At 67.6% G+C, this 18190-nt stretch carries 16 protein-coding genes, 1 tRNA gene and 1 pseudogene; 11 read left to right on the forward strand and 7 right to left on the reverse strand.

Annotated elements, in window-relative coordinates; genetic code table 11:
* From DPV74_RS28705 to DPV74_RS28715, 3 genes and pseudogenes are all read left to right on the forward strand, one after another.
* Positions 1 to 473: pseudogene (locus DPV74_RS28705) on the forward strand (MFS transporter); the annotation flags it as partial.
* Between the two features lie 16 nt (positions 474 to 489).
* The gene (locus tag DPV74_RS28710; protein ID WP_119338411.1) at positions 490 to 1599 is read left to right on the forward strand and encodes a class II histone deacetylase; all 1110 of its coding nucleotides are present in this window, start codon (positions 490 to 492) and stop codon (positions 1597 to 1599) included.
* Between the two features lie 113 nt (positions 1600 to 1712).
* A complete protein-coding gene (locus tag DPV74_RS28715) occupies positions 1713 to 1943 on the forward strand; it encodes a hypothetical protein (protein WP_021160392.1) in 231 nt (76 codons plus the stop codon).
* A gap of 103 nt (positions 1944 to 2046) precedes the next feature.
* On the opposite strand, the gene DPV74_RS28720 is transcribed toward DPV74_RS28715, so the two are convergent.
* Positions 2047 to 2340, reverse strand: a complete 294-nt coding sequence (locus DPV74_RS28720) for a hypothetical protein (RefSeq protein ID WP_060311836.1) — start codon at positions 2338 to 2340, stop codon at positions 2047 to 2049.
* A 196-nt stretch (positions 2341 to 2536) separates the two neighbouring features.
* Positions 2537 to 2623: transfer RNA gene (locus tag DPV74_RS28725), tRNA-Leu, on the reverse strand.
* 235 nt (positions 2624 to 2858) lie between these two features.
* On the opposite strand from DPV74_RS28725, the gene hpnD reads away from it, so the two are divergent.
* The gene (gene hpnD / locus DPV74_RS28730; protein ID WP_059490014.1) at positions 2859 to 3692 is read left to right on the forward strand and encodes a presqualene diphosphate synthase HpnD; all 834 of its coding nucleotides are present in this window, start codon (positions 2859 to 2861) and stop codon (positions 3690 to 3692) included.
* 13 nt (positions 3693 to 3705) lie between these two features.
* Here the strand turns inward: hpnD and DPV74_RS28735 are convergent, their stop codons facing one another.
* The 3 genes from DPV74_RS28735 to DPV74_RS28745 all read right to left on the reverse strand — a co-directional run bounded on the left by DPV74_RS28735 (position 3706) and on the right by DPV74_RS28745 (position 6903).
* On the reverse strand, positions 3706 to 4914 hold the full coding sequence (locus DPV74_RS28735; protein ID WP_027787148.1) for a DUF1501 domain-containing protein: 1209 nt from the start codon (positions 4912 to 4914) through the stop codon (positions 3706 to 3708).
* Between the two features lie 67 nt (positions 4915 to 4981).
* Positions 4982 to 6484 (reverse strand): DUF1800 family protein, encoded by a 1503-nt coding sequence (locus DPV74_RS28740; RefSeq protein WP_119338412.1) that lies wholly within the window; start codon positions 6482 to 6484, stop codon positions 4982 to 4984.
* Positions 6485 to 6624: 140 nt separating this feature from the next.
* A complete protein-coding gene (locus DPV74_RS28745) occupies positions 6625 to 6903 on the reverse strand; it encodes a hypothetical protein (RefSeq protein WP_011352385.1) in 279 nt (92 codons plus the stop codon).
* A 258-nt stretch (positions 6904 to 7161) separates the two neighbouring features.
* On the opposite strand from DPV74_RS28745, the gene ompR reads away from it, so the two are divergent.
* The 4 genes from ompR (at position 7162) to DPV74_RS28765 (ending at position 10640) form a co-directional block, all read left to right on the forward strand.
* Positions 7162 to 7896: a two-component system response regulator OmpR gene (gene ompR / locus DPV74_RS28750; RefSeq protein ID WP_006478565.1), complete on the forward strand. Its 735-nt coding sequence runs from the start codon at positions 7162 to 7164 to the stop codon at positions 7894 to 7896.
* 40 nt (positions 7897 to 7936) lie between these two features.
* A complete protein-coding gene (locus DPV74_RS28755; protein ID WP_027787146.1) occupies positions 7937 to 9298 on the forward strand; it encodes an ATP-binding protein in 1362 nt (453 codons plus the stop codon).
* A gap of 189 nt (positions 9299 to 9487) precedes the next feature.
* Positions 9488 to 10036, forward strand: coding sequence for a peroxiredoxin (locus tag DPV74_RS28760; RefSeq protein ID WP_006478563.1), 549 nt, complete (start codon positions 9488 to 9490; stop codon positions 10034 to 10036).
* A gap of 76 nt (positions 10037 to 10112) precedes the next feature.
* Complete coding sequence (locus DPV74_RS28765; RefSeq protein ID WP_011352388.1) at positions 10113 to 10640, forward strand: carboxymuconolactone decarboxylase family protein; 528 nt, start codon at positions 10113 to 10115, stop codon at positions 10638 to 10640.
* A 132-nt stretch (positions 10641 to 10772) separates the two neighbouring features.
* Here the strand turns inward: DPV74_RS28765 and ispF are convergent, their stop codons facing one another.
* Together ispF and ispD are read right to left on the reverse strand one after the other, a co-directional pair.
* Positions 10773 to 11258, reverse strand: a complete 486-nt coding sequence (ispF, locus tag DPV74_RS28770; protein ID WP_021160386.1) for a 2-C-methyl-D-erythritol 2,4-cyclodiphosphate synthase — start codon at positions 11256 to 11258, stop codon at positions 10773 to 10775.
* A 28-nt stretch (positions 11259 to 11286) separates the two neighbouring features.
* Positions 11287 to 11997 (reverse strand): 2-C-methyl-D-erythritol 4-phosphate cytidylyltransferase, encoded by a 711-nt coding sequence (gene ispD / locus DPV74_RS28775; RefSeq protein WP_059694632.1) that lies wholly within the window; start codon positions 11995 to 11997, stop codon positions 11287 to 11289.
* Between the two features lie 107 nt (positions 11998 to 12104).
* On the opposite strand from ispD, the gene mfd reads away from it, so the two are divergent.
* From mfd to DPV74_RS28790, 3 genes are all read left to right on the forward strand, one after another.
* Complete coding sequence (gene mfd, locus DPV74_RS28780) at positions 12105 to 15575, forward strand: transcription-repair coupling factor (protein WP_027787144.1); 3471 nt, start codon at positions 12105 to 12107, stop codon at positions 15573 to 15575.
* A 115-nt stretch (positions 15576 to 15690) separates the two neighbouring features.
* Positions 15691 to 16911, forward strand: coding sequence for an acetylornithine deacetylase (gene argE / locus DPV74_RS28785; protein ID WP_021160382.1), 1221 nt, complete (start codon positions 15691 to 15693; stop codon positions 16909 to 16911).
* Positions 16912 to 16971: 60 nt separating this feature from the next.
* Positions 16972 to 17991 (forward strand): threonine/serine dehydratase, encoded by a 1020-nt coding sequence (locus DPV74_RS28790; protein ID WP_027787142.1) that lies wholly within the window; start codon positions 16972 to 16974, stop codon positions 17989 to 17991.
* Positions 17992 to 18190: the final 199 nt, after the last annotated feature.

Below are 18190 nucleotides of genomic sequence, written 5' to 3' on the forward strand. Positions count from 1 at the left end.
CCGAAGCCGGGCTCGATCCGCAGTCGACCGGCAACGTACTCGCGATCGCGAGCGTGATGGGCATCGCCGGCGCGGCGCTCGCGTCGTGCGCGGGCGGCCGGCTCGCGCGGCGCGCCATGCTGACGGCCGGTTACGCGCTGCTGGCGGCCTCGCTCGTCGCGCTCGCCGTGATGCGGCAAGCCGGCGGTTACAGCGCGGCGATCTTCGCGTTCAAGTTCGCGTGGACATTCGTCCTGCCGTTCATCCTCGCGACCGTCGCGCAGATCGATTCGTCGGGCCGCCTCGTGGCCACGCTCAATTTCGTGATCGGCGCCGGCCTCGCTGCCGGCCCGTTGCTCGCCGGGCTGATGCTCGACGCCGGCGGCACGATGCACGCGCTGTTCACGATCGCGACGGCTGTCGCGATCGTGTCTTTCGCCGCGCTGCGCCACATCGATCGCCGCACGCACGCCTCCGTTTCCTCCCAACCGTGACAGGTCTCGCACATCCATGAATCGCACTGCCTTTTTTACCGACGAACGCACTTTCTGGCACACCGGCGGCACGCATGCGCTGTTCTTCCCGGTCGGCGGCTGGGTCCAGCCGCCGTCGAGCGCGGGCTACGCGGAATCGCCCGATTCGAAGCGCCGTTTCCTGTCGCTCGTGCAGGCCTCGGGCCTGGCCGCGCAGCTCGACCTGCGCGGCGCCGAACCGGCAACGACCGCCGACCTGCTGCGCATTCATCCCGCGCACTATCTCGACGCGTTCCGCGCACTCAGCGACGCGAACGGCGGCGACCTCGGCGATCTCGCGCCGTTCGGCAAAGGGAGCTACGAGATCGCCGCGCTGTCTGCCGGCCTTGCGATCGCGGCCGTCGATACGGTCGTCGGCGAGCGCGCGGCCAACGCGTTCTCGCTGTCGCGGCCGCCCGGTCACCACTGCTTGCGCGATCGCCCGATGGGCTTCTGCATGCTGGCGAACATCCCGATCGCGATCGAGGCCGCCCGCGCGAAACACGGCATCGAGCGCGTCGCGGTGATCGACTGGGACGTGCATCACGGCAACGGCACGCAGTCGATCTACTACGACGATCCGGACACGCTGACGATCTCGCTGCACCAGGACCGCTGCTTCCCGCCCGGCTATAGCGGCGCGGACGATCGCGGCGAAGGCGCGGGCGTCGGCGCGAACCTGAACGTGCCGCTGCTCGCGGGCAGCGGCGACGATGCATATCGGTACGCGTTCGAGCGGATCGTGCTGCCGGCGCTGGCGCGTTTCCGGCCCGAGCTGATCGTCATCGCCAGCGGCCTCGACGCGAGCGCGGTCGATCCGCTAGCGCGCATGCAGTTGCATACCGACAGCTACCGGTTCATGACGCGTGCGGTGAAGGATGCCGCGCAGCGCCATTGCGGCGGGCGGCTCGTGATCGTTCACGAAGGCGGCTATTCGGAGGCGTACGTGCCGTTCTGCGGGCTCGCGATCGTCGAGGAACTGGCCGGCATTCGTACCGACGTCGCCGATCCGATGCTCGACCTCGCGATCGCGCAGCAGCCGGGCGAACGGTTCGTCGCGTTCCAGCGCGGGCTGCTCGACGAGTTGGCGGCGTTGTTCGGGTTGTAATGCGCGCTGACGAATGCGCCGGGGCCGGCCGGCGGCGGCCCTCTTGCGCGATCGGAGCGGATGGGGTCTCCTGTGCCTTTATCCCCGTTCCGGCCCGAAGCCGTACTCTTCCGATGAAATCGTCCCCGCGCGACAACAATGACGATGCCAAGACGCGCCGCCAGCCTTCGAAGCTGGCCCTAAACATCGCCGCCGTGACGGTCGGCCTCATCACGTTCGCACTCGGCGCGGCGTGGGTGATCTATAGCTGGATCGTCGATCGCGAAGCGCAGTATTTCGCGATCCCGCTGGTTTTTTCGGTGCCGGTGATCGTGGCGGTCGCGATCCGGAGTTTCTGGGAATAGACGCGCCTGAAACGGCGAAGCGCCGCGAGTCGGGTGACGCGCGGCGCTTCGTCGGGCTTGTTCCGGATGACGCGGCGAGCCGCTCGACTCGCCTGCGCGCCGGTCACAGGCCGGGACGCGGGCACGGATTGGAGACCGCGCCCTGATACCCACCGGTGACGGCGCCCAGCACGGCGCCGGCCAGCGACGTACCGAGCGCTTTCAGCACGTTTTCGGTCGACAGCGACTCGCCGCCCGCCATCACCCGCCCCGAGTACGCAGAGCACGCCGACGTCGATGCAGCCACATGCAGCGGCCTGGCGCTCCATGCGACGTTGTCGGCAGGTGTATTGGCAAACGCCGGCGCGGCCAGCATCAGCGCCAGAACGGAAATCGGAATGCGTACGGTGTTTTTCATCGGTGGCCCCTCGGTGTTCTCGTACTTCTCGCATTCGATAGCGCTGACGATATTACATGCGGCCGAATTTGAGGGTGCGCTCCTCGTACGGCTGCACGTCCGCGAACAAGACAGGCATCAACGAAAAAGCGCTGCGGTCAGCCGACCGGCAGCGCTTTTTCGGGAACCGCACCCCGACGAGTGCATGTTCGACTTCTGGTGCGTGAGGCCGGACTCGAACCGGCACACCCTTGCGGGCGTCAGGACCTAAACCTGGTGCGTCTACCAATTTCGCCACTCACGCGCATTTTCCGTCGCCTGACTACGCGGCACGCAAGATGCGTTGCCGCGCGCCCGGGACATCGCGCCGGCCTCGAGCCGGCACGCCCGATCAGGCGAGCGCGAGATTCTACCCGATCCGGGCGGCGTTGTCTCGCCCCGCCGGCACCCGTCGTGCGGCGGTGCTAGAATGCCGCGCTCGACGTTTCGGCACCGCGCCGCCGCGCGTCCCCCGAACCCGCCCCCACACGATTCCGCCCGTGAACTTCGACGACTACTGTCAGCAAAAGGCCGCCCCTGCGGGCTCCAGCGTCTACTACGCGTTGCGTCAGGCGCCGCTCGCCACGCAACCGCGCCTGACCGCGCTGTTCGCGCTGCGCCGCGAACTCGAGGAAACCGTCAAGGAAACCAGCGACCCGACCGTCGGACACACGAAGCTCGCGTGGTGGCACAAAGAACTCGCGGCGCTGGCCGACGGACAGCCGTCGCATCCGGTCACGAAGGCGCTCGCGCAGCATCACCCCGCGATCGCCGCCGAAGCCGACGCGTTGCGCACGCTCGTCAACGGCTACGGGATGGATCTCGAACAGGCGCGCTACCTCGATTTCGCGAATCTGCAGCGCTACATCGCGCAGGTCGGCGGCACCTTCGCGTCGCTGGTCGCGCGCGCCAGTTCGGCGAACCCGGCCGACCCGCAGCCGTGGGCCGCGGACGCCGGCCGCGCGCTGATGCTCGCGCAGTTCGTGCAGGAACTCGGCAACGACGCGCGCCACGGCCGCATCTACCTGCCGATCGACGAACTGCAGCGCTACAACGTGACGGCGGCCGACCTGCTGAACCGTCGCTACAGCCCCGCGTTCACCGAGCTGCTGCAATTCCAGACGGCACGGGCACGCGAAGCGCTTGCGGCCGCCGAAGCGGCGATCCCCGCATCCGGGCGCCGCGCACAGCGCACGCTGCGCGCGCAGATCGCACTGGCCGGCGCGCTGCTCGACGAAATCGAGCGCGACGACTACCAGGTGCTGCACCAGCGCATTGCACTGACGCCGATCCGCAAGCTGTGGATCGCGTGGCGCGCCGCGCGCCGCCGCTGAACGTCACGACGCATCACGCCTTCAACAACGGCAGCGTGTCGAAGCGCTGCTGCAGCACGCGCGTCGCATCGAGCCCCCACCACGGCCCGAGCACGGTCGCATAAAGCTGGCGGAAATCGACCGCGACCGGCAGGTTGCCGTTGCCGTCGAGCCGCCCGAGCGCCGGCGGTGCGCCGTACAGCCCGCCGGCCACGCGACCGCCCATCACGAAATGCGGCGCGGCCGTGCCGTGATCGGTGCCGTTGCTCTGGTTCTCCCGCACGCGCCGCCCGAATTCCGCATACGTCATCACGAGCGTCTGGTTCCAGCGCCCGAGTTCGATCAATGCGCCGCGCATCGCGCTCATCCCTTCCGCGAACTGCTTGAGCAGCGCGGCCTGCTGCCCCGGCTGGTTCTGGTGCGTGTCGAAGCCGTTGAGCGTCAGGCGCAGCACCGCGACACCATCCTGCGCACCGGGCCCGGACGCTTCGCACGCGGCCAGCACCTGCATCGCGGTCTTCACCGACGTGCCGAACGCACCGGCCGGAAAAGCCGTCCGGAATTCGCGCATCCCGCCGCGCGGGCGCAGCCGGTCGGCGGCCTTCACGATGTCGTTCTCGACGTCGATGATGTGTGCGAGCGCGGGGTTCTGCTCGCGCAGCGACGACGGCTCGGCGAGGCGGGCCGCACGGATGAACTGCGCGGGATTGACGAGCGCGATCGCGCGCGCGCCGTTCGCGAGCGGCCCCATCTCGGCGCTGCCGAGCACGACGCCGTCCGCCGCGAACCCGGGCGGCACCGGCGCCTGCGCGAACGTCCGCGTGAGCCAGCCTTCGTGCAGGTACTGGTCGGAGCGTGACGCGGTATCCCAGATCTCGATCGAGCGGAAATGCGACAGGTTCGGCTGCGGATAACCGACGCCCTGCACGACCGCGACCTGCCCGTCGCGCCACAGCGGCATCAGCGGCGCGAGCGACGGATGCAGCCCCGTGTGCGCGTCGAGTTGCAGCACCTGCTCGCGCTTGATGCCGATGCTGCGCCGGAACTGGTAATACAGCGGATCGGCATACGGCACCACCGTGTTGAGGCCATCGTTGCCGCCCTTCAGCTCGACGAGGATCAGCACGTTCGCATACCCTGCCGCCGGCTGCCGTCCGGTCGCAGCCATCGCGGGCGCCTGCCACAGCGACACGCCGGCTGCGGCCGCGGCGCCCGTCAGCGTCAGAAAATCACGTCGGTTCATCGCGCATCCTTTGGTTCGCCGCCTGGCACCTTTGCCGCACCGGCTCCCCGCTTCATCGTCGTTCGAATCATTTCAGTTGATAGGCCGGATCCATCAGCAGCGCCTCGAGATACGCGCTGCCGGTCGAATCCGTGTCGATCGCCGCGACTGGCGAAAGCTGCAGCACCGCGTGCTGCAACTGAAGCTCGGTCGACAAGCCCGCGATCGCCTGCGGCCGCGCGCGATATTGCGCGAGCCAGCGTTCGAGGTCGAAACGCAGGCCGCCGCGCGCGGGCCTGGCAGGCGCCGCGCGCATGCCGGCGGCGGACGCCGTATCGACCACCGGCATCGCGTGCGCGCGGACATTCGGCGGCGGCGCCATCGCACGCGCCGGCGGGTGCATGCCGGCCGTCTCGGTCGCGCGGAACAGTTGCTCGACGAACTGCTTGCGCGCAAGCAGCGTGGTGCTGTTGATCCACAGCGCGCCGCCCGGCCAGCCCTTCACGTTCGGCGGATAGAACAGGTTCTGCCCGAGCGTGCGCACGGTGTTCGCAAGCATCTGCGGATCGCCGTACGCAACGTCGAACAGCCGCACCGAGCCAACGACGAATTCCGCCGGCGACTTGACGAGCACGCCGCGATTGCGCGGGTCCCAGAAGGCGTCGGTCGACCACAGCGCGGCGAGCGCCGCGCGAATGTCGTAGCCGCTCGCGCGAAACCGCTCGGCCACCGCATCGAGCGCGCCCGGATCGGGCGTATCCGACACGAACTCGCGCCACAGCTTGCCGGCGATGAAGCGCGCGGTGCCGGGCTGCTTCAGCAGGATGTCGAGGAAGCCGTCGCCGTCGAACGGCCCCGTTTCGCCGAGGATCGTCTTGTCGCCCGCATCGTGCCATTCCGGGCGCACCTCGAAGCGCAGCATGTCGGGATCGACCGTCCAGCCCGTCATCGCGCGCGCGGCTTCGGTCACGTCGTATTGCGTGTAATGCCCTTCGCCGAGCGTGAACAGCTCCATCACCTCGCGTGCGAAGTTCTCATTCGGGCGGCCCTTGCGATTGCTCGCGCCGTCGAGATACTGAAGCATCGCCGGATCCTTCGCGACCGCGTGCAGCAGCACGCCGAAGTTGCCGAGCGCCTCGCGGCGAAACAGCGCGTTCTGCGCGGCCATCGTCTGCGGGTAAGGCACCTTGTCCTGCCCCGACGTGAAGTGCCCGTGCCAGAACAGCGTCATGCGCTCGGTCAGCGGCGACGGCGTGACGATCATCTCGTTGACCCAGGCCGCACGCAGCGCATCGTAGCGGACATTGCGCTCGCGCTGCTCGTCGCGCCGCATGTCGGGGGTCAGCGCCTGGCGTTGCGCGCGCGTCGGCGGCAACTCGGCGATCCAGTCCGGCCACGTCGTGACGGGCTCGCGCCGAACACTGCCGAGCGTGTCGGCCACGACCTGCGCGCGCGTCATGCCGACGATGCGCGCGACATCGGCGGGCGCGGGAGAAAAACCGGTACGGCTCAGGAAAAACAATGCATCGTCGGCGTCGAGCGGCGACTGCATGGCGGGCGACGGCGCCGGTGCGGCAGCGTTCGCTTTCATCGTCATGGACTCCCGGTGCGCACCGGCCGTGCGGATGCCGGTACAACGGCAATCGGCAGGCGAAAGTTGACGGAAAAATTGCTACGAATCTTTTCCGCGCGATGTATCGCGTTGTAATCCGCAGGACGAAAGACGGCGCGTCAGCGCTTGTACAGCTCGCGAACGGCGTCCTCGATGTGCTGGCGCAAAAGGTGGCGCTCCTCGGGCGTCATGTGCCCGTCGCGGCGGCGCTGTTCGAGATCGGGAGGCACGGCGGAACGGACCGTCATCTCGGCGGTACGATCGGACTGCGGCGCTTTGCCGCGCGGCAGCTTGCGCGACGATGCGCCCTGCTCGGGGCGCTGCGCATACGCGAAGTTCGACGCATACGGACCGGCGAGCGCGATCGTCAGCATCAGTGCAATCCGGGCAGATCGCATGACCGTCCTCGCTTCTTTGGTCGATTTGTTCCCTTCGTCACGCGGCAACCGGTTACCTCTGGTACTTGAAAAACCCTGCGGAATTCGGGTGTGCAAAGATGAATGATGGAGTGCAGGGGAGTATCTACCGAATTTCGGCTTCGAGTAAAGGAATCTATATAGCCTGCCTTTACTCGGCGCGACACTACGGGTAAATTTTGTAACCGACTGTAACGCACGAAAATACGTGGCCGTGCGTCAATTCCCATTCGCGATAAGATGCCGATCATGGAAACGAAAAACCCCTCCAAGATTCTCGTCGTCGACGACGACCCGCGCCTGCGCGATCTGCTGCGCCGCTATCTCGGCGAGCAGGGTTTCAATGTCTACGTCGCCGAAAACGCAACCGCAATGAACAAGCTCTGGGTCCGCGAGCGTTTCGACCTGCTCGTGCTCGACCTGATGCTCCCGGGCGAAGACGGCCTGTCGATCTGTCGCCGCCTGCGCGGCAGCAACGACCGCACGCCGATCATCATGCTCACCGCGAAGGGCGAGGACGTCGATCGCATCGTCGGCCTCGAGATGGGCGCCGACGATTACCTGCCGAAGCCGTTCAACCCGCGCGAGCTCGTCGCGCGCATTCATGCGGTGCTACGCCGCCAGGCGCCGGCCGAGCTGCCGGGCGCACCGTCGGAAACCACCGAGGTGTTCGAGTTCGGCGAATTCTCGCTGAACCTCGCGACCCGCACACTGACGAAATCCGGCCAGGAAATTCCACTGACGACCGGCGAATTCTCGGTGCTGAAGGTATTCGCGCGCCATCCGCGCCAGCCGCTGTCGCGCGAGAAGCTGATGGAACTCGCGCGCGGCCGTGAATACGAAGTGTTCGACCGCAGCCTCGACGTGCAGATTTCGCGCCTGCGCAAGCTGATCGAACCGGATCCGGGCAGCCCGCGTTTCATCCAGACCGTCTGGGGCCTCGGCTACGTGTTCATCCCGGACGGCGCCGCCTGATCTTTTTCCTTTCCGGTTTCGCCCGCCCACGGCCCGTCCCATGCGTATCGACCGGCGCCTCCTGCAGCTCGCGTTCGGCGGGCTGTTCTGGCGCACTTTCCTGCTGATCGCGCTGCTGATCTCGGTCAGTCTCGCCGCGTGGTTCCAGAGCTTTCGTGTGATCGAGCGCGAGCCGCGCGCGCAGCGCGTGGCTCTCCAGCTCGTCGCGGTCGTGAAGCTCACGCGCACCGCCCTGCTCTATTCCGATCCCGACCTGCGGCGCGCGCTGCTGCAGGATCTCGAGAGCAACGAGGGCGTGCGCGTGTACCCGCGCGAAAAGACCGACAAGTTCAAGCTGCAGCCCGACGAATCGCTGAACCGCCTGATCGAGCACGACATCCGCAGCCGCCTCGGCGACGATACCGTGATCGCGCAGTCGGTCAACGACATTCCCGGCGTGTGGATCAGCTTCAAGATCGACGATGACGATTACTGGGTCGCGCTCGACCGCGACCAGCTCGACAACGTCACGGGCCTGCAGTGGGCCGGCTGGGGGCTGTTCGCGCTCGCGCTGTCGCTGTTCGGCTCCGCGTTCATCACCAGCCTCGTGAACCGGCCGTTCTCGCGGCTCGCGCTCGTCGCGCGCCAGGTCGGCTCGGGGCAGGCGCCCGACCCGCTGCCCGAGCGCGGGATGGGCGTCGCGGCCGACACCAACCGCAGCTTCAACCAGATGGTGCGCGACCTCGAGCAGCTCGAGGCCGATCGCGCGCTGATGCTCGCGGGCATCTCGCACGACCTGCGCACGCCGCTCGCGCGGCTGCGGCTCGAGACCGAGATGAGCCCGTCCGACCAGGCGACCAAGGACGCGATGGTCGACGACATCGAGCAAATGGATCGCATCATCGCGGCCTTCATCGACTACGCGCGTCCGACCCAGCGCAAGCCGGAGCCGGTCGACCTCTCCTCGATCGCGCACGAAGTCGCCGCGCGCGTATCGGGCGAGGACGGCGTCGAGATCCGCACGCGGCTCGCGCCGAACGCCGTGATCGAAGCCGACGAGACCGACATGCGCCGCGTGATCGGCAACCTCGTCGAAAACGCACGCAAATACGGCCAGAGCCGCGACGACGGCGTGTCGCGCATCACGCTCGAGACGCGCGTGACGCACGCGCGCGTCGAGCTGTCGGTAAGCGACGAGGGCCCCGGCATCCCCGAGGACCAGCTGCCGCTCGTGATGCGGCCGTTCTATCGCGTCGACACGGCGCGCACCAAGGCGGACGGCACGGGGCTCGGGATGGCGATCGTGCTGCGCCTCGTCGGCCGCTATCGCGGTGCGCTGCGCCTGCGCAACCGCAGCCCCGACGCGGGCCTCGAAGTCACGCTCGAATTCCCCGGCGCCGGCAAGGCACGTGCGACGGCGTGACGCGCTCGCGTGCGCCTGCCGCCCTTCACACTATCGATCCGGTTGAAAAAAACTATGGGCGACGTTAGTCAAAATCTATTGAAGCGCCTTACTAATAGTGTTACAGTCTCGCCCATGCTGTCACACCATCGTTGCAGCACCGAGGTAGCTTGACTCAGTCTTCTTCCCAACTCATACAGGAGTATCCGCATGAAAACCGTTGGCGATAAACTCGAAGCTTTCACCGTCGTGGCCGCGAAGCCGGGCTTCAACAACCACGAAGAAAACGGCCAGTCGGCATTCGAGACCGTCACCGAAGCGTCGTTCCCGGGCAAGTGGAAGATCATCTACTTCTACCCGAAGGACTTCACGTTCGTGTGCCCGACGGAAATCGTCGAATTCGCAAAGCTCACGAAGCAGTTCGAAGAGCGCGACGCCGTCCTGCTGGGCGGCAGCTCGGACAACGAATTCGTCAAGCTCGCATGGCGCCGTGAGCACAAGGACCTCGACAAGCTGAACCACTACTCGTTCGGCGACGTCAAGGGCGAGCTGATCGACCAGCTCGGCGTGCGCGACAAGGAAGCCGGCGTGGCCCTGCGTGCAACGTTCATCGTCGACCCGGACAACACGATCCAGCACGTTTCGGTGAACAACCTGAACGTCGGCCGCAGCCCGGAAGAAGTCCTGCGGATTCTGGACGGCCTGCAAACGGACGAACTCTGCCCGTGCAACCGTGCAGTCGGCGGCGCAACGCTGTAAGCGCATCGATGCACGAAGCCCGCGGCGCACGTCCTGCCTGCGGGCTTTTTTAACGGCCAACCCATAGGAGATATCAATGGAATTCATCGATTCGATTAAGGCACGTATTCCCGACTACGCGAAGGACATTCGCCTGAACCTCGACGGCACGATCTCGCGCTCGTCGCTCGAAGGCACCGACGCGGTCGGCGTCGCGCTGGCGGCGGCGATCGCGGCGAAGAGCACGGTACTCATCAAGACGATCCGCGAAGCCGGCGTCCTGTCGCCCGAAGAGACGAATGCCGTGCTGACGGCGGCCGCGCTGATGGGGATGAACAACACCTGGTATCCGTATGTCGAGATGGCCGACGACGCCGACCTGAAGACGCAACGTGCCGAACTGCGGATGGGCGCGTACGCGACGCACGGCGGCGTCGACAAGCGCAAGTTCGAGATGTACGCGCTCGCCGCGTCGATCGTCGGCAAGTGCCACTTCTGCGTGAAGTCGCACTATGCGCTGCTGAAGAACGAGCAAGGGATGACAGTCACGCAGTTGCGCGACGTCGGCCGTATCGCATCGGTGATCAACGCCGCCGCGCAGGTGATCGCCGCCGAAGGCGAATAAGCGGTTGCGTTCCGCGCCGGCAGCAATGCCGGGCGCGGCGCCGGCTTCAAACGAAAATGCCACGCAGATGCGTGGCATTTTTCATTGCCGCGGCATCGCGCGGGGCGAACCGCGCGATGCCGCTGGCCCCCGTCAACCGCCCTGCTTCACCAGCAGCGCGGCGGCCTGCGCCTCGATCCCTTCGCCGCGGCCGAGATAACCGAGCTTTTCGTTCGTCTTCGCCTTCACGTTCACGCGATCGAGCGGCAGCCCGAGATCGGCCGCGATGTTCGCGCGCATCCCGTCGATATGCGGTGCCAGCTTCGGCGCCTGGGCGATCACGGTGCTGTCGACGTTCTGGATCGTGAAGCCGGCCGCCTTGATGCGGGCCGCGCACTCGCGCAGCAGCACGCGGCTGTCGGCGCCCTTGAATGCCGCGTCCGTGTCGGAGAAGTGGCGGCCGATGTCGCCGAGCGCCGCCGCGCCGAACAGCGCGTCGGTGATCGCGTGCAGCAGCACGTCCGCGTCCGAGTGGCCGAGCAGGCCGCGTTCGTACGGAATCGTCACGCCGCCGATGATGAGGGGGCGCCCCTCGACGAGCTGGTGCACGTCGTAGCCTTGTCCGATTCTGAAATCCATGCGTGTTCCGATTGAGAGGGGGTGAAAGTCAGGAGGCGTTCGCGGGGCGCGCGAGGATCGCTTCCGCGAGCGCGAAATCCTCCGGGTACGTGACCTTGAAATTGCGCAGGCTGCCCTGCACGACGCGCGGCGTATGGCCGGCCCATTCGATCGCGCTCGCTTCGTCGGTCAGGTCGTGCCCTTCGCGCTGCGCGCGCAGGATCGCCTCGCGCAGCATGCCGATGCGGAACATCTGCGGCGTCTGCGCCTGCCACAGCGCGTCGCGCGACTCGGTGCGCGCGATCGCGTCGCCGCCGGCCGGCACGCGCTTGAGCGTATCGGCAACCGGCAGCGCGACGATGCCGCCGACCGGATCGTCCTTCAGCGTCGCGACGAGCGTGCGGATCAGCTCCGGCGTGATGCCCGGGCGCGCGGCGTCGTGCACCAGCACCCAGTCCTGGTCGGTCGCGCCGAATTCGGCCAGCCCGAGCAGCCCGTTCAGCACCGACGCCTGGCGCGAGCCGCCGCCGCAGCGGCGCACCGCGAAGCGCAGGCCCGCGAAGCGGCGCGCGTCGAAATGGGAATCGTCGGGCGCGAGCACGACGAGCGTCTGCGCGAATTCGCTGCACGCGTCGAACGCGGCGAGCGTGTAGTGCAGCAGCGCGCGGCCGGCCAGCGTGCGGTATTGCTTCGGCACGGCCGAACCGGAACGGCTGCCCGTGCCGGCACAGGGAATCAGGGCGAAAAGTCGGGGAGTCACGAAGGGAAACGCCGGAAAGATGAAATCGAGAAGCGGATTTTATAATAGGTCTTTCGTCTCGACCGGCGCACCGCGATGCGCCCGTGCACGCCACCCCTGTCGTCCCTATGCCAGATAACGCTTCCACCCCGTCCGCCTCGCCCATTGCCCGCGTCAAGTCCGGCCAGCGTTTCGCCTTCGACGGCGCGCATGGTTCCGCCGACGCGCTCGCCATCGCCCGTTATCTCGCCGACAACCGCCAGGACGTGCCGCTCCTCGCGGTGATCTGCGCGAACGCGGTCGACGCGCAGCGGCTCTCGCAGGAAATCCGCTACTTCTCGCCCGACGCCCGCGTGCGCCTGCTGCCGGACTGGGAAACGCTGCCGTACGACACGTTCTCGCCGCACCAGGACCTCGTATCGGAGCGTCTCGCGACGCTGCACGATCTCGGCGAGGGCCGCTGCGACATCCTGCTCGTGCCCGCGACCACCGCGCTGTACCGGATGCCGCCTGCGTCGTTCATGGCCGCGTACACGTTCGCATTCGCGCAGGGCGAGCGGCTCGACGAGGCGAAGCTGAAGGCGCAGCTCACGCTGGCCGGCTACGAGCACGTGAGCCAGGTCGTGCGGCCCGGCGAATACTGCGTACGCGGCTCGCTGATCGACCTGTACCCGATGGGCTCGCCGCTGCCGTACCGGATCGACCTGTTCGACGACCAGGTCGACTCGATCCGCGCGTTCGACCCCGACACGCAGCGCAGCCTCTACCCGGTGCGCGACGTGCGCCTGCTGCCCGGCCGCGAGTTTCCGTTCGACGAAGCCGCGCGCACGGCCTTCCGCAGCCGCTGGCGCGAGACGTTCGAAGGCGACCCGAGCCGCGCGCCGATCTACAAGGACATCGGTAACGGCGTGCCGTCGGCCGGCATCGAGTATTACCTGCCGCTGTTCTTCGACGAAACCGCCACGCTGTTCCACTACCTGCCGCAGGATGCGCACCTCGTGTTCGCCGGCGATCTCGAAGCGTCGATCCGCCGCTTCACGGCCGACACGAAGCAGCGTCATGCGTTCCTCGCGCACGATCGCGAGCGGCCGATCCTCGAACCGCAGCGCCTGTTCCTGTCCGACGAGGATTTCTTCGCGTTCGCGAAGCCGTTCGCACGCGTCGTGCTGCCCGCGCAGCCGGCCGGCGGCTGGGCGACGGCGCTGCCCCAGCTCTCCGTCGATCGCCATGCCGACGATCCGCTCGCGTCGCTGCGCACGTTCGTCGAATCGTCCGGCAAGCGCGTCCTGCTGACCGTCGAATCGGCCGGCCGTCGAGAGACGATCCTGCAACTGCTCGCCGAACACCATCTGCGCCCCGCGTCGAACGACCACTTCGCGGGCTGGCTCGAGAGCGACGAACGTTTCGCGCTCGGCGTCGCGCCGCTCGCGAACGGCTTCGCGGTGCCGGGCGAAGGCTACGCGGTCGTCACCGAGACCGAGCTGTACGGCGCGCTCGGCCGCCGCGCGGGCCGCCGCCGACAGGAACAGGCGAGCAACGTCGACGCGATGGTGCGCGACCTGTCGGAACTGAAGGTCGGCGACCCGGTCGTCCACGCGCAGCACGGCATCGGCCGCTACATGGGCCTCGTGTCGATGGACCTCGGCGAAGGCGAGACCGAATTCCTGCATCTCGAATACTCGGGCGACAGCAAGCTCTACGTGCCGGTCGCGCAATTGCACGTGATCTCGCGCTACAGCGGCGCCGATCCCGACAGCGCGCCGCTGCACGCGCTCGGCTCCGGCCAGTGGGAGCGCGCGAAACGCAAGGCCGCGCAGCAGATCCGCGATACGGCCGCCGAGCTGCTGAACCTGTATGCGCGCCGCGCGGCCCGCGAAGGCCACGCGTTCTCGCTCGATCCGCGCGACTACGTGAAGTTCGCCGAGAGCTTCGGCTTCGAGGAAACGCCCGACCAGGCGGCAGCCATCGCGGCCGTGATCGGCGACATGACGAGCGGCAAGCCGATGGACCGCCTCGTGTGCGGCGACGTCGGCTTCGGCAAGACCGAGGTCGCGCTGCGCGCCGCGTTCATCGCGGTGCTGGGCGGCAAGCAGGTCGCGCTGCTGTCGCCGACCACGCTGCTCGCCGAGCAGCACACGCAGACCTTCGCCGACCGCTTCGCGGACTGGCCGGTGCGGATCGTCGAGCTGTCGCGCTTCAAGACGACGAAGGAAGTGAACGCGGCGATCGCGCAGATCAACGAAGGCAGCGTCGACATCGTGATCGGCACGCACAAGCTGCTGTCGTCGGACGTGCAGTTCAAGCGCCTCGGCCTCGTGATCATCGACGAGGAACACCGCTTCGGCGTGCGCCAGAAGGAAGCGCTGAAGGCGTTGCGCGCGGAAGTCGACGTGCTGACGCTCACCGCGACGCCGATTCCGCGCACGCTCGGGATGGCGCTCGAGGGGCTGCGCGACTTCTCGGTCATCGCGACCGCGCCGCAGAAGCGCCTCGCGATCAAGACCTTCGTGCGCCGCGAGGAAGAAAGCGTGATTCGCGAGGCGATGCTGCGCGAGCTGAAGCGCGGCGGCCAGGTGTACTTCCTGCACAACGAGGTCGAGACGATCGAGAACCGCAAGGCCATGCTCGAGGCGCTCGTGCCCGAGGCGCGCATCGTGATCGCGCACGGCCAGATGCACGAACGCGAGCTCGAACGGGTGATGCGCGATTTCGTCGCGCAGCGCGCGAACGTGCTGCTGTGCACGACCATCATCGAGACCGGCATCGACGTGCCGAGCGCGAACACGATCATCATGCATCGCGCGGACAAGTTCGGTCTCGCGCAGCTCCACCAGTTGCGCGGCCGCGTCGGCCGTTCGCACCACCAGGCGTACGCGTACCTGCTCGTGCACGATCCGCAGGCGCTGACCAAGCAGGCGCAGCGCCGGCTGGAAGCGATCCAGCAGATGGAGGAACTCGGTTCGGGCTTCTATCTCGCGATGCATGACCTCGAGATCCGCGGCACCGGCGAAGTGCTCGGCGACAAGCAGTCGGGCGAGATCCACGAGATCGGCTTCCAGCTTTATACGGACATGCTGAACGACGCGGTGAAGGCGCTGAAGAACGGCAAGGAGCCCGACCTCACCGCCCCGCTCGCCGCGACGACGGAAATCAACCTGCATGCGCCGGCGATCCTGCCGGCCGACTACTGCGCGGACGTGCAGGAGCGGCTGTCGCTGTACAAGCGGCTCGCGAACTGCGAGCACGGCGACGCGATCGACGGTATCCAGGAAGAACTGATCGACCGCTTCGGCAAGCTGCCGCCGCAGGCGCACGCGCTGGTCGAGACGCACCGGCTGCGGATCGCCGCGAAGCCGCTCGGCATCGTGAAGATCGACGCGAGCGAGGCCGCGATCGGGTTGCAGTTCGAGCCGAATCCGCCGATCGATCCGATGCGGATCATCGAGATGGTGCAGAAGCACCGGCACATCAAGCTCGCGGGCCAGGACAAGCTGCGGATCGAGACGCGCTCGCCCGACCTCGCGATCCGCGTGTCGACGATCAAGGAAACGCTGCGCGCGCTCGCCCCAAGGCAGGGCGCGGTGGCCGCGGCGCGCTGACGGGTCGTGACGCGGTCCTGACGGCCGCGCCGATGCTGCACCGCACTGCGCGCGGCGCGGGCGGGCCGGCGCGTTTTTGAGTATGATTTTCGCATTCATCAGACGGAGTTTTGCCATGTCCACTCTCGACGCCACGGCGCCGTCCACCGACACCCAAGGCGACGCGTCGCTCGTCAGCCTGCCCTGGATCAAGCAACTGGTGTCGATGGACACGACGAGCCGCGTGCCGAACCTCGGCCTGATCGAAACGGTGCGCGACGCGCTCGCCGCGAAAGGCATCGCCTCGACGATCACGCACGATCCACGCGAAGGCTGGGCGAACCTGTTCGCGACCGTGCCCGCGCACGACGGCTCGACGAACGGCGGCATCGTGCTGTCGGGGCATACCGACGTCGTGCCGGTCGACGGCCAGCAATGGGACAGCAACCCGTTCGCGCCGGAAATCCGCGACGGCCGCCTGTACGGCCGCGGCACCTGCGACATGAAGGGTTTCATCGGCGCCGCGCTCGCGCTGCTGCCCGAGATGCAGGCGACGAAGCTCGCGAAGCCGATCCATTTCGCGCTGTCCTACGACGAGGAAATCGGCTGCGCCGGCGCGCCGCTGATGATCGCCGACCTCGTCAAGCGCGGCGTGCAACCGTCGGGCTGCATCGTCGGCGAGCCGACCAGCATGCGGCCGATCATCGCGCACAAGGGCATCAACGCATACCGCTGCTGCGTGCGCGGCCACGCGGCGCACTCGTCGCTGACGCCGAAGGGGCTGAACGCGATCGAGTATGCGGCGCGCCTCATCTGCCACATCCGCGACATCGCCGACCGCTTCCGCGCCGAAGGGCCGTTCGACGCGCTGTACGACGTGCCGTTCACGACCGCGCAGACGAGCACGATCCAGGGCGGCAACGCGATCAACACGGTGCCGGCCGAGTGCCGTTTCGACTTCGAATTCCGCAACCTGCCGACGCTCGATCCCGAGCAGATCTTCACGCGCATCGAAGCGTATGCACGGGAAACGCTGCTGCCGCAGATGCTTCGTGAGCATCCGAATGCCGCGATCGAATTTTCGAAGATCGCCGCGGCGCCCGGCCTCGACGCAACCGAACAGGCCGCGATCACGCAACTCGTGCGCGCGCTGACGGCGGACCAGGACAAGCGCAAGGTCGCATACGGCACCGAGGCCGGCCTGTTCGAACGCGCGGGCATCCCGAGCGTCGTATGCGGGCCCGGCAACATCGAGCAGGCACACAAGCCGAACGAATATGTCGAGCTCGCGCAGCTCGCCGGCTGCGAGCAGTTCCTGCGCAAGTTCATCCGCAGCATGTCGGTCGACGCGCACTGACTGCCTCCCGCCACGCCGGCCCGCGTGTGCGGGCCGGCCCACTCCGCCACCCGCCACGTCATGTCGACTGAACAACAGGGCACGGCCCATACGACGATCGACGGCGAGCCGATCCCGACGCTCGACGAAATCGCCGCGCAGCATTTCGCGCTGTCGCCCTGGGTCGCGCGCACGCCCGTGTTCGAACGCGCCGACCTGCCGTCCCTCGAGGGCACGCACGTCAACTTCAAGTTCGAGCTGCTGCAGGTGAGCGGCAGCTTCAAGGCGCGCGGCGCGTTCACGCACCTGCTCGCGCTCGACGAGGCGCGCAAGAACGCCGGCGTCACCTGCGTGTCGGCCGGCAATCACGCGGCGGCCGTCGCGTATGCGGCCATGCGGCTCGGCAGCAGCGCCAAGGTCGTGATGTTCCACACCGCGAGCCCGACGCGCATCGCGCAGTGCAAGCAGTACCGCGCGGAAGTCGTGCTGGCGGGCAGCGCGTCGCAGGCGTTCGATCTGGTGCGCCGGATCGAGGCCGAGGAAGGCCGCTTCTTCATTCATCCGTTCAACGGCTATCACACGATCCTCGGCACCGCGACGCTCGGCTACGAATGGGCGACGCAGACCCCCGACCTCGACGCGGTGATCGTGCCGATCGGCGGCGGCGGGCTCGCGGCCGGCATGGCGACCGCGCTGCGGCTCGCGAATCCGCGCGTGCACGTGTACGGCGTCGAGCCGGAAGGCGCCGACGCGATGAGCCGCAGCTTCGCGGCCAATCACACGATCAAGATGAGCGCGATGCAGACGATCGCCGATTCGCTGATGGCGCCGCACACCGAGGAATACAGCTACCAGCTGTGCCGGCGCCACGTCGACCGCATCGTCACCGTGTCCGACGACGCGCTGCGTGCCGCGATGCTGTTCCTGTTCTCGCAATTGAAGCTGTCGGTCGAACCGGCATGCGCGGCCGCCCTCGCCGCGCTGCTCGGCCCGCTGCGCGAAACGCTGCAGGGCAAGCGCGTCGGCGTGCTGCTGTCGGGCACGAATACCGACCCGGGTACGCTCGGCATGCATCTCGCGCACGCGAAACTGCAGCACTGATCGCGCGCCGGGCGTCAGCGCACCAACCTAGGGTTATCCCCAGATTATGTTGACAGCCCTGTTGATAACCCGCCGGACAAGCACGCAAGTGGTTGAGCGCGCAGCGTTTTGCGCGCGCGGAGGTCGATCGACACGAATTGGGCAGATGCGGCCTTCAGCCGCCTGCCCCGCGACCTGGTGGCACCGCGCGGCGCCCATG

Origin of the sequence: Burkholderia sp. HAN2018, assembly GCF_024704855.1 — a bacterium.
GTDB classification, from domain to species: domain Bacteria; phylum Pseudomonadota; class Gammaproteobacteria; order Burkholderiales; family Burkholderiaceae; genus Burkholderia; species Burkholderia cepacia.

What these genes read in the sequence shown, in the direction of transcription:
- DPV74_RS28710 (WP_119338411.1), top strand. Translation starts at nt 490, where the DNA reads ATGAATCGCACTGCCTTTTTTACCGACGAACGCACTTTCTGGCACACC.
- DPV74_RS28715 (WP_021160392.1), top strand. Translation starts at nt 1,713, where the DNA reads ATGAAATCGTCCCCGCGCGACAACAATGACGATGCCAAGACGCGCCGC.
- DPV74_RS28720 (WP_060311836.1), bottom strand. Translation starts at nt 2,340, where the DNA reads ATGAAAAACACCGTACGCATTCCGATTTCCGTTCTGGCGCTGATGCTG.
- DPV74_RS28735 (WP_027787148.1), bottom strand. Translation starts at nt 4,914, where the DNA reads ATGAACCGACGTGATTTTCTGACGCTGACGGGCGCCGCGGCCGCAGCC.
- DPV74_RS28740 (WP_119338412.1), bottom strand. Translation starts at nt 6,484, where the DNA reads ATGAAAGCGAACGCTGCCGCACCGGCGCCGTCGCCCGCCATGCAGTCG.
- DPV74_RS28745 (WP_011352385.1), bottom strand. Translation starts at nt 6,903, where the DNA reads ATGCGATCTGCCCGGATTGCACTGATGCTGACGATCGCGCTCGCCGGT.
- ompR (WP_006478565.1), top strand. Translation starts at nt 7,162, where the DNA reads ATGCCGATCATGGAAACGAAAAACCCCTCCAAGATTCTCGTCGTCGAC.
- DPV74_RS28755 (WP_027787146.1), top strand. Translation starts at nt 7,937, where the DNA reads ATGCGTATCGACCGGCGCCTCCTGCAGCTCGCGTTCGGCGGGCTGTTC.
- DPV74_RS28760 (WP_006478563.1), top strand. Translation starts at nt 9,488, where the DNA reads ATGAAAACCGTTGGCGATAAACTCGAAGCTTTCACCGTCGTGGCCGCG.
- DPV74_RS28765 (WP_011352388.1), top strand. Translation starts at nt 10,113, where the DNA reads ATGGAATTCATCGATTCGATTAAGGCACGTATTCCCGACTACGCGAAG.
- ispF (WP_021160386.1), bottom strand. Translation starts at nt 11,258, where the DNA reads ATGGATTTCAGAATCGGACAAGGCTACGACGTGCACCAGCTCGTCGAG.
- mfd (WP_027787144.1), top strand. Translation starts at nt 12,105, where the DNA reads ATGCCAGATAACGCTTCCACCCCGTCCGCCTCGCCCATTGCCCGCGTC.
- argE (WP_021160382.1), top strand. Translation starts at nt 15,691, where the DNA reads ATGTCCACTCTCGACGCCACGGCGCCGTCCACCGACACCCAAGGCGAC.
- DPV74_RS28790 (WP_027787142.1), top strand. Translation starts at nt 16,972, where the DNA reads ATGTCGACTGAACAACAGGGCACGGCCCATACGACGATCGACGGCGAG.